The organism is Bacteroides sp. 519 (genome assembly GCF_010500955.1).
GTDB lineage: Bacteria > Bacteroidota > Bacteroidia > Bacteroidales > Bacteroidaceae > Bacteroides.
Genome location: NZ_QVMJ01000007.1, coordinates 235,168 through 247,306, shown reverse-complemented (window position 1 = coordinate 247,306; position 12,139 = coordinate 235,168). Strand labels below are relative to the sequence as shown.

Below are 12,139 nucleotides of genomic sequence, written 5' to 3'. Positions count from 1 at the left end.
ACACAGAGACACGGAGGCACAGAGTTTTTAAATTTACGATTGGAATTAGTTCGTAATTCGGATCAGTATTTGTGTTTAGTATATTAAAACTCTGTGCCTCTGTGTCTCCGTGTTCTATAATTCTAAAATTTAGGTACTTCCGCACTCAACGACGGACTAAAGCCTTCTACATACGGCCAGCCCTCTTTGTCCCATTGTACTTTATCTAACAGCAGTATGCGTCCGTGTGGGTCTTGCTTGTCAACTCCATGATAAAATATCCATTCGTTTCCAGCTTTATCCTGTACAATTTCGGAACAGTGACCATTGCCAACAAAACGTTCGTTAGGGCCAATAACAAGTGAATAACCATTATCCATCATGTTTTTACCTTCTTTATCAACATAGGGACCGAACAATGTTTTTGAACGGCCTACTACCAGTTTGTAGGTACTGTTAACCCCTTCGCAGCAGCTTCCAATGGAGGCAAACAGGTAATAGTAACCATCTTTTTTATAAATGTAAGTACCTTCGAAAGCGGTTCCCGCAATTTGTTGCTTTTGTGCTCCGGGTTTCAATGCTAAACCATCATCGGTTAACTCAATAGCATAAATACCTCTAAAGCTTCCCCAGAACAGGTATTTCTTACCATCTTCTTCAATATAAAACTGATCGATAGAGTTTTGAACATCTATTTCGTTGCTACGGAACAGCTTTCCTTTATCAGTGAATGGACCTTTCGGATTATCGGCTACAGCAACGCCTATTCCGCAAGTCCACTCGCCACCCCAAACCGACATGGAGTAATACAGTACATATTTGCCGTTGATGTAATTAATATCAGGAGCCCATAAACCTCCTTTGGGCTCAAAATCCGGTCGGGTTTCGTTGGTAAAGGCAGTGCCTTCGAATGTCCAATCTATAAGGTTTGTTGAAGAATAGATGGGAGTGTTCCGGGTGTTTTCTGTAGCGTATAAGTAAAAAGTACCGTCGGTTGCCCGAATAATGGTTGGGTCGGGTAGACTTACGGCAATAACCGGGTTCTCGTATTTTTTAGCTTCATCCGTTGGTTTATTTGGCGATGAAGCATTTTTGCAGGATATCAGTAGGGTTAGAACTGATAGGGTTAGTAATAGTTTGTTCATTGTATTTGTATTTATGGTAGTTGAGTGAGGTAAAGGCTTACTTTATCTCCTTTTTACATTAAAATAGTTACTTACCCGGTCTGGGCTCAACATTTGCCATAACGAAGCAACCGTCCATCCCGGTGCGAATATATCATTATAAAAACCTTTTCCATTTTTGCCATAATCCCAGTTAGTATGTTGAACCACTTCGGGATAATAACCAACTTTACCAATGTTAAACATGTGTCCTTTTATGGGCATAAGCTGTAGCATAGATGTTTTGATAACGTTTGAGAATTCGGCAAACTCCGGGTTGTTTCTTTCTGTAGCCAACCAATCGAGTACGGTAGCAAATTCAAAGATGAAAACATCAATGTGGTTGTTTTCAACAGATACATTTCCCCAACCGCGCGATTTAAAACCAACATCACCAAGCATTTGTCCTTGTGCAAACGGTACATCCCACATGTAGTACCACGATAGCGCAAAGTAAGCAGCCTCTTTACATAAGTCAACATAGTGTGCACGTTCTTTGCCTTTGGTTGCCATGGCAAGGTAATACATAGCAGTTGATGCGTATAAAGAAGCTTCTTTATCCTCGCAATTAGCATCGAGTGTAGAAGAGAAATAATCGGATTTGGAGATTAATTCATTTTCAAGATAAACAGCTGTTTTGCGGGCACTTTCCAAATATGCTTTGTTCTTGAAATAGGAATAAGCCATTGCTAACGGCAGTGTAGCCGACGGAGTACTACCGCCAGATGCATCAGTAACCTTGAATGAATCATTAAACTTACGTGGAAAACTACCATCTTCGTTTTGCAACTTAAGGAAGTTATCCAGTATGGTTTTCATTTTAACTTCCCACTCAGGATGTTTGCGGCCTTGTTTTTTCTCATAATCCAGGTAATTAAGGATGGCAAATACACCTTCCGACTGACGACGAATACTGAATATTTCTTCTTCTTTTCCATTGCCATAGTTTACCTTTTCTTTAAAGAAGCCATTGGCAGTAAAACTATATTCAAGATAACTATCGAAAATTGCATTTGCTTTCCTCACGAGGTCGGTATTGTTAACCTGTTCGCCGTATTCAAGAGCATTGAAGGCATTCAGAAGAACGCGGCCAACAAAACCTACTTCGGCAATACCGGTGCTTTTGCAATCATCTGTGCGTTGATGTACTCCGGAGAAATATTTTAATTTGTATTTGTCAACATAACTCTCGGTAAAGTAATTAGAAAGTACTTTCTTTGAACTTTCTGTATTCCATTGAGTTTGAACAATAGTGGGTTTGAAAGTATTATAGGAGTAATTCCATACATCGGCAACAAAAGTTGAGTAACTTGTTGCATTACCTTTGCTTATTTCCCATATAAGTTCGCGGCTTTGCCCTTTTTCTAACTTTTCGAATGCTTGTACAGCAGGAGCAAGCGTTAGTTTACGAAGGTAAGTCTTGGGTGCTTCGGCATAAGGAAATCCAAAAACAAGAGCCGTTTTACCATTTACGTTACGGAATCCGGTGAAGCCGATAGATGTTTTTCCACTCAGGATTACCTCGCCTGTTTGGTGAGTGGTCAATGCTTCGCCTTCAAAATCGTCAATGCGGGTAACAGTATAGTAATCGCCACTCTTTTCGTTGTAGATACCGGTAAGTGGTGTACTCAATCTATCTTCGCGTACCTGCCAACTATCACTAGTTTTAAATGATGGTGCTTCTTTGGGCGAACGCATGTTGCGATGGTACCAAAAACCGGGCATATAGAACTGACAATCAGTATGATTATCTGCTAATTTGTAAATTTCTTCCAGATTGTAATAAACAGTTTCTTTTGCAGTGATAATGGTGCGTATGCGAAATGTATTGCCCGAATCATTCACTTTTTCCTGCCGTATGTCTACTGGTAGGTTTGTGTTTGCAATCATCGCTCCGTTACTTAGTTTTAAGTTGTAAGTCTCTGCCGGGTTGCCCGGTGATTTTAATGTGATATTGTACTCCATCACTTGTGCTTTTCCCCAAGCACAAAGGCATAGGAATAGCACTAATAATAAATTTCTTTTCATGGATTTTAATCTATAATATATTGTCGATTTTTGACTTCCCAAAAGTATAGCTATACCGCTTATTAGAGTAATACTTTTCGGTAAAAGAATGATAATATCCGGTCAAATGGGAGTTTTGAGTAATGAGTTGTGAGTTGTGAGTGATGAGTAATGAGTTATGAGTGATGAGTTGTGATGCCGCATGGTTAAACTCAAAACTCATTACTCAAAACTCATCACTCAAAACTCATCACTCATTACTCATCACGGTCTTGGCTCTACCATGTGAGTTTTTTCCCATTGCAGGTACCTTTGTTCCATCTTGTTTACGCGATCCGGATATTGAGTAGCCAGATTATGGATTTCTGTACGGTCTTCATTCAGGTTATAAAGTTCCCACTTATCTTCTCGTGCTGCACGAATAATTTTCCAACCTTCATCGTCAATCAATGCACGCTCGTTAAAGTGTTCGAAACATAGATCGCGTTTTACGGTTGGTTCGCCATTAGTAATGGCAGATACCAGACTGACTCCAGCATAAGGGATAATTTTATTACCATTATACTCAAGAGGATATTCCGCTCCCGACAGTTCGAGGAATGTTGGTAACAAGTCGATAACATGTCCCTGCGCAGTGGTAATTGTTCCTTTACCTTGTTTCATTCCTTTTGGCCAGTGGGCAATCATTGGAGTACAAACACCTCCTTCGTACGATTTGGCTTTCCAGAAGCGGAAAGGGGTATTGGCTACATTTGCCCATCGCGGACCAATAGAAGCGTATGTGTTTTGTGGGCCAGGTAATACTTCTTTCTTACGTGGATATACAATTGGTTCGCCATTTCGCATCTCTGCCGGACGGTCGTTTTCGCCTTCCGAGAAATTCTGGCAATTCTCGGGACTGCATCCATTGTCCGACATAAATAGAATCAACGTATTGTCTAGTTGCCCGGTTTCTTCAAGCGATTTGAGTACTCTACCTATTTCTTTATCCATACGGTCTATCATTGCTGCATGAACAGCCATTGCACGGGCATCCCATTCTTTGGTCGGGTTTTCTTCCCATGTATCTTTAAATTGGCGTTCGGTTAGGTAGTCACCCTTTTGCTCAAATATGCCTAGTTGCTTCATTCGGTTATACCTCTTTTCGCGGATATCATCCCAACCTTTGGTGTACATATCTTCATACTTCTTAATATCTTCGGGTAAAGCATGTAACGGCCAGTGCGGTGCATGGTACGACAGATACATAAAGAAAGGGTTATCACTTTGGGCATATCTTTTGATGTACGAAACCGCACTGTCCGATAAAGCTATTGTGCTATAGTAATCATCGGGAACAGTTCTTACAGGTTCTTCACCATTAACAAGACTGAAAGGGTCGAAGTAATTAACCACACCATAAATAGTTCCGTAAAAATCATCAAACCCCCGGTGTGTAGGGTAATTCTCTTTTGGGGCAAAATCATCGTGTTGTACCTGATGTGCAAGCCATTGACGTTGGTCGGGGCGGAGAGGAGTTTCGGCAACATGCCATTTGCCTATCATTCCGGTTTGGTATCCGGCACCTTTTAACGCTTCGGCTATGGTTACACCATTCTTGGTCATTGTGCCCCGGTAGCCGGGTTGGTGCTCATCGAAAGTCATTCTTCCTACTCCGGCCTGATGTGGATAAAGTCCGGTGAGTAAAGATGCCCGGGTGGGACAGCTTCGGCTGGCATTGTAGAAACGGGTAAAGCGTAATCCGTTTTGAGCCAGTTTATCCAGATTTGGCGTATTGATCTCGCCACCATAACATCCCAAATCGGAGTAGCCAAGATCGTCGGCTAAAATCACCAAAATGTTGGGGCGTGCATCTTCTTTCTTCTCACTGCTATTGCTGCATGCGCTTGCCGTTAAGGCAAGCGCTGCAAAAGGTAATGTTTTAGTAATAGTTGTATTATTCATGGTTAATTCCATCCATCATTTTGGATTAAGTTGGTATTAAGTTGTCTTTCGTTGTATGGTATTGGCCAAAGATAATCTCTTTCGGTAAATTTCTTCTTATAATCGGTAACAACTTTAACCAATTCACCGGTTTCTTTATCTACATAGCGCATACCCTCTATTTGATTCATGTTACAAACACTTATGGCTGTTTTCCAGCGACGTACATCGAAGAACCGGTTTCCTTCCAGTCCAAGTTCAACCATTCTTTCGTGGCGTACGGCTGTACGCAAGTCTGATTGTTGTGTGATTTCTTTCAATTGAGGCATCATAACATCCTCACGTTGCCTAATTTCATTAATGTATTTCAATGCAACATCCTTTTCTGTATCTAATTCTATTCTGGCTTCGGCGGCAATTAATAAAATCTCAGCATAACGCAAAAGAACGAAGTTGATACCACAATTAGTACGGTTACTTTGTCCCAAATCTTCGGCATTGATATACTTCCGGGGTAATAGCCCGGTTTTGGATACCTGATAGCTTGCTCCTATAACATCGCCCGAATTGCTCCAACCTGGGCGAGAATCGTAGATTGCTCCATTAGGCAGTACAGAACCGGGATAGTACAATGTATAACTTAAGCGCGGGTCACGGTTAGCATACGGATTTTGGGGATCGTATTCAGGGTCTTCGGATATGCTTTTACCGTTGATGGTTTCGTATTCATCAAGCAATATAGCTGTTGGAGATATTGCCGAACCATTGTTACCCAATGATACAGCACCAAAGTTGTTCATTACTGCATTAGAAAACACATCTTTCATGTGTTGTTTGTCGAATATAACCTCTTGGTTGTTTTCGTTCTCGTATAAAAACAATCCTTCGTAAGTTGGCAGTAGCGAATAAACATCAAGAGCAATAACAGCATCGGCAGCATCTTTTGCACGTTGTAGATATGTATTGGTACGATTGTCGGTACCAGTTACATTACCTGCAGCAAATAGCATGGTTCGTGCCAGTATACCTTGTGCGGCACCTTTGGTAACCCGACCTTTTTCGACAGTAGTTGCCGGCAGATATTTTGTTGCATCCGTAATTTCCTCGTAAATGAAATCATAGATTTGCGATACGGGTGTACGGGTAAGTGTTTTCGATTCATTGATGCCGATAGGTGTAGTTACTAAGGGTACATCACCAAAATATGATACCAACCGGGAGTAGAAATAACATCGCAGTGTACGAACTTCGGCTGTGAACTGTTTAACCTTTGCTTCGTTGGTAGGTGTTATTTTATCTATATTGGCCATATAATCATTACAACGGCGTATACCTTTATACATATCGTTCCAGGTGTTTTGGAATATATTGGTTTGCGGGTCGGCTATACTTCCTTCTACTTTGGTTTCGTCCGAAGTTTCGAAAGTAGCACGGGCTATATCCGACATTCCGTCGCGGCCAATAATAGTTATTGGGCTTTCAAGGAAACGGTATACTGCATTGGCTGCATATTCTGCATCTTCATCGGTTTGCCAATATACTTCGGAAGATAAACGATCGGTTGGAACAGTGTTCAGTACATCGGTACATCCAAACATAATGCCCGACAAGAGGATAAAGGATAATATATTTTTCTTCATAATACTGTTTATTTAGAGTTTTGAGTTTTGAGTTATGAGTATTGAGTTATGAGTTATGAGTATTGAGTTATGAGTTATGAGTATTGAGTTATGAGTTTAACCATGCGGCATCGTAACTCACTACTCACTACTCAAAACTCACTACTCATTACTCATTACTCACTACTCATTACTCATTACTCAGTTAGAATGTAAGATTAACACCAATTGTATATACTGTGGTTTGTGGATAATACCTGAAACGTCCTGAAACAAACTCCGGGTCCAGTCCCCATTCTTTTAATGGTGAGAAAGTAAGAACATTGCTTCCGGCTACGTATACCCGGGCTTTTTCAAGATTCCATTTCTTACTGATAGTTTTGGGGATGGTATAGCCCAATTGAATGTTTTTTAAACGAAGATAATTAGCATCTATAACCCAATAATCGGACATCATAGCATTGTAGTCAACACTTTTTCTGGGTCGTGGAAAGCGTGCATCTGTATGTTCGGGTGTCCAATAATCTTTGAAAATATCCAGTGTAAATCCTTCAAAGTTTCCACCTTCGGCAAGTGCCCCCGACACACGTGTGTGTGCTTTTACAACTCCCTGAAGCATGAATGATAAATCGAATCCTTTCCATGCCATATTGCCCGACAATGCAAAAGGATATTCAGGGAATTCATTGCCGATAACAGTCATATCTTCGGCATCAATCTTATCGTCATTATTAAGATTCAGGTATTTTATATCACCGGCGCCCATTCGGCTATCATATACCGGATAACCATTATCAATATCTGCCTGTGTAAGTAAACCATCGGTTTTATATCCCCAGTACGAATTAATAGGATAGCCTTCTCTAACAGTAGTAATAACATCGGCTGTTCCACCATTCAATGTTGGGTTTGCTCCTCCCAAACTGATAACCTTGTTCCAATTGTTCGATATGTTGAAGTTTATTCCATAAGAAAAATCACCAACCTGATCTCTCCATCCCAGTGATAATTCAAAACCTTTATTATCAACAGTAGCAGCATTCTGAACAGGGGCATCCAAACCAATGGTTCCGGAAATGGGCAGGCTAACCAAAATACCATCTGTACGTTTGTAATAATAATCGGCACTTAGTGTTAAACGATTGTTCAGAAAACCAGCATCAATACCAATATCGGTTTGTGTACTTGTTTCCCATTTCAGGTTTGCATTTGCCAGTGCGGTTTGCATATATCCCTGCTCTACTTCATTATTGAAATTATAGGTAGTTGAGGTGTACGATTCGTAAAAAGCATACAAGCCTGCTGTTTGGTTACCGGTTTTACCCCACGAACCTCTTAATTTAAGGTCGGATATAATATTACGGAGTTTATCGTTCCAAAAAGTCTCGTTAGATATACGCCATCCGGCAGAGAATGAAGGGAATACACCAAACTGGTTATCGCCGGTAAAGCGTGAAGTACCATCGTAGCGTAGGTTGGCTTCAAATAAATAACGATCGGCATAATTGTAATTTAAACGTCCAAAATAGGATTGCAATGCATATTCATTGTTATACCCATAAGCTTTCCATGTGCTTTCGGAACCCATATTCATAGATGGAACATCGTTATTGTAAAAGTCCTGACGTATGGACTGGTTGTGCGACCACTTGTTCTTTATTTGTGAAAAACCTGCCAGTGCTTGAATGTTATGTTTGCCCAATTGTTTTTCATAGTTCAACAACATGTTCAATGTATACTCATTTAAATCTTCACGTTTGTCGTCCATTTCATTACGCGATACATTCCTTGTGCGTTTGCGGTTTACATTGGGCGAGTATGCTTCATTACGGGCGGTGGCTCCCCAATCCAGAAAGTTATTATCGGTTGCGCTATATTTATTTCTGAATAAAACCGTTTTATTAAAGGCATAACGTTGTGCGTATTGTAGCGTGAATTTAAGTCCGTCAATAATACCCAATTCGGCTTTTATGTTTCCTATAAAAAGATTTCTTGTTTGTTTATCGCTACCTCCCAACCGGGCAAGCATCAATGGATTGGCATTTTTATTACCCAACCCGTAACTACCATCTTGGTATTGAGGTACAACAAATTGTGTGGCATGATACATAGCATAAAATATACCTCCACCATTTACATCATAGTCGTAAGCATCTACCGGAGATTTTGAGTAGCGCGACCTGAAGTTAGCATCGGCCGATATTTTCAGTCGTTCAAAAGGTTTGAAATCGGTATTAACACGAATTTCTTTTATATCCGAATTAAAGTTATCAACAATACCATCCTGATCATAATACCGTAATCCCAACAATCCTTTTGCTTTTTCGGTACCGCCACTTACGGTTAAACTGTAGTTTTGTTGTAAGGCACTTTTATATACAGCATCCTGCCATTGATTTGCAGCCCGGTATGTAATAGGGTCTTTTTTATGGTTATCAATCCATTCTTGAATAAATGTATCGGAGTAACGCGGGTTTTGTCCGGCATTTTGAAATGCATAATTTTGTTGACGCATATAAGTTATGGTTTCCATGTGTTCAGGGTTGTCTGTAACATTCTGAACACCCCAGTAACTGTTGAAATCTACTTTTACCTGTCCCTCTTTTCCACGTTTAGTTGTTACCAATACAACTCCATTTGCGGCGCGCGAACCATAAATAGCAGTAGTCGATGCATCTTTTAGAATAGAAATACTTTCAATCTCATCCGGATTAACATCCTCAATACGTTGTTCAATGCCATCTACCAGTAACAAGGCATCACTGTTGTTGATGGTTGTTATACCACGTACACGTAGGGTGGTGCTTGCACGTCCCGGTGCTCCTCCTTTATCAAGAATGGTAAGCCCCGGAGTAGTACCTTGTAATGCAGCAGTGGTACTGTTGGCCATGCGGTTAATGCTTTCGTTCTTAATACTACCTACGGCACCAGTAATACTCACTTTTTTTTGTGCACCGTATCCAACAACAACTATCTCGTCCAGCACTTCTGTGTCCGGAAGCATTGTTATATTAAGTATTGATTGACCAGTGTAAACAATTTCTTGTGTTTTATAACCAATAAACGAAAAAACCAAGATTTGATTGGGAGAGGCTGAAAGAGAATAATTACCATTCATATCTGTAATTGTTCCCGTAGTTGTACCTTTAATGCTGATACTCATTCCGGGTAGGGGTTCTTTAGCATCGTCGACCACCGTTCCTTTAACAACCGGAATTTGTTGGTTAGCGTTGTTTCTTTCTAATAAACTTTCTTTAGTAGAAAGCAAGATGTAATCTTTAAGGAACTCATAACGAATGGTTGTTCCTGCAAATATTTCCCGAAGATAGTTACCAACTTTATCCGATTTGTTTTTTACTTTAATCTCCTGGCGTGTGTCTATTTCCTGGTTGCTGAATACAACCAGATATTCTGTTTGCTTTTCTATTTCGTTAATAAATTGACCAACAGACAGGTTGTTGTTATTCAGTGTAACAATTGCATTTTGTGCAGCTGTATTAACCGCCATTAATGGCAATACAGTGATAAATAGTAGGAAATGCGTGATCTTCATAAATCTGAAAAAAACTTTATATTGTTCATTTTGAGCAATAATGTTTAATAACAAAGGTCTTTTTTTCATATCTTTGCTTTACAATTAGGTAAATACTGGTGTTGATTATTGGTATTTGCTTTACTTGGCGGCAGATGGTGGTGCATTTGCCGCTTTGTTTTTACAACATTATTCAAGAATAGCAGGAGTTATCGCTTCGCTAGGAGTTAAAGCTTTAGATGCTCTGAAGTATCTTAGAGCTATAACTCCTAAGGAGTAAAACTCCTGATAACTCCCTTTAACTCCTTCCATTCTTGAACATGAATAATTCAGGTTTATAGTGTATCCATAGGCAGTAATAATTAATGGTTAAACATATATTTTCAAGTATCTTCTCATTCTAATTTCAGCTTAGGGTTATAGTGTTTGTTTCTTCGTTTACTGATATTTTAAAGTGATGTATTTTACTCAGTATCTGAAGTATTTCGTTGATTCCTTCGCGTTGACGGAATTTACAGGTAAATCTGATATCTTTCAATGATTGTTTGCGGATGATGATATTTACATCGTAATACAATTCCAGTTTTTTAATTATATTATCCAGTCGCTCGTTCTCAAAGCTATAAACGCCTTCTTTCCACAAAAATGCTTCAAAGTTCTTAATGGTGCTTACTACAGCTTTATTATCACTGATGGTAATTTGTTGGTTCGGCTTTAACGTTATACCCTCGGTTGAATTTTGTGGGTACATTTCAATCGATCCTTCCAGCAAACTGGTTTGAACAACTTCGGCATTGGGATAACAATATACATTAAACTGTGTACCCAGTACTTTGATCTGGTTACCTCCTGCATCAACAATAAAGGGTTTACTTTTGTCTTTGGCAACTTCAAAATACGCTTCCCCACTAATAGATACTTTTCGTTCGTTAGTAAAGAAATGTGAAGGATACGTTAGTGTTGATTGAGCATTGAGCCAAACCGTTGTTCCATCTTGTAGAGTTATCTGTGCCCGTTGTCCGGCAGGAACAAACAGTGTGTTGGTGTTGGCAACAGGTATTGGTGATGGAGCAGAAAGATGATTGGTGATCCACCAAGTAGCAAACACAATTAGTGCCACTGTTGCTGCGTATCCGGAAGCCAGTTGGATTATTCTTCGTATTTTTCTTCGTTTTACCTTTCGGGTAAATCCGGCATAGGCTTCTTTAGCTTCTTCTTTGTTTTGTACTTGCGGAGCAATATTGAGTAAGGCTTTCATGTTTTGTAAATCCATGAATTCCTTTTTTAATGATTCGTCTGCATCAAATTTTCGTAATAACTCTACTCTTTCTGTTTGAGTGAGTTCTTCCTGCATATATTTCAGTATGTATTCGTCCATTTTTTATAATCTATATTAAGTAGACGAACCACAAAAGAAAATCCGCTAAAAGAAAAGTGATTTTTTTGTTTTTCACCACAGAGTTTGCAGAGTTACACAGAGTTTTTTATTTCCATGCGGCATCACAATAAAAAACTCTGTGAAACTCTGAGAACTCTGTGGTGAAATCATAAATATCATAAATTACATAAATTATACTATTCCCCCTCAGAAGATTTTCGACGAAAAAAGTGTCATAAGTGTCACACATACTATAACTAACTATAATACAGTTAATTACAGTGTGACACTTCGTGTTTTTAAGAAAAATAAGTACCACCGAAGTGTCACACGCAAATTTTCGAAAATGGTAATATATCTTTCCATAAAATGATTCGCGGAAGGCCACGTAGTGGCTATGAACAGGTAGCCGCAATGCGGCATATTTTAACCACAGAGTTTCGCAGATTAACGCGGAGTTTTTAATTTCTATGCAGCATTGAATCTTAAACTCTGCGAAACTCTGCGTACTCTGCGGTTAAAAAAAGAATAGTTAAGC

6 protein-coding genes are annotated in these 12,139 nt (G+C 39.6%); all 6 read right to left on the bottom strand.

Annotated features, from left to right (window positions below; all coding sequences use genetic code 11):
• Window positions 1-122 precede the first annotated feature (122 nt).
• Window positions 123-1,124: a family 43 glycosylhydrolase gene (locus D0T85_RS09205; protein WP_163212497.1), complete on the bottom strand. Its 1,002-nt coding sequence runs from the start codon at window positions 1,122-1,124 to the stop codon at window positions 123-125.
• 42 nt (window positions 1,125-1,166) lie between these two features.
• Window positions 1,167-3,170 (bottom strand): hypothetical protein, encoded by a 2,004-nt coding sequence (locus D0T85_RS09200; RefSeq protein ID WP_163212495.1) that lies wholly within the window; start codon window positions 3,168-3,170, stop codon window positions 1,167-1,169.
• Between the two features lie 243 nt (window positions 3,171-3,413).
• On the bottom strand, window positions 3,414-5,093 hold the full coding sequence (locus D0T85_RS09195) for an arylsulfatase (RefSeq protein ID WP_163212493.1): 1,680 nt from the start codon (window positions 5,091-5,093) through the stop codon (window positions 3,414-3,416).
• Window positions 5,094-5,095: 2 nt separating this feature from the next.
• On the bottom strand, window positions 5,096-6,712 hold the full coding sequence (locus D0T85_RS09190; protein ID WP_163212491.1) for a RagB/SusD family nutrient uptake outer membrane protein: 1,617 nt from the start codon (window positions 6,710-6,712) through the stop codon (window positions 5,096-5,098).
• 184 nt (window positions 6,713-6,896) lie between these two features.
• Window positions 6,897-10,244 carry a TonB-dependent receptor gene (locus tag D0T85_RS09185; RefSeq protein ID WP_203558443.1) on the bottom strand — a complete coding sequence of 1,116 codons (3,348 nt, stop codon included), beginning with the start codon at window positions 10,242-10,244 and terminating at the stop codon, window positions 6,897-6,899.
• 385 nt (window positions 10,245-10,629) lie between these two features.
• Window positions 10,630-11,601, bottom strand: coding sequence for a FecR family protein (locus D0T85_RS09180; RefSeq protein WP_163212473.1), 972 nt, complete (start codon window positions 11,599-11,601; stop codon window positions 10,630-10,632).
• Between the last annotated feature and the right edge of the window lie 538 nt (window positions 11,602-12,139).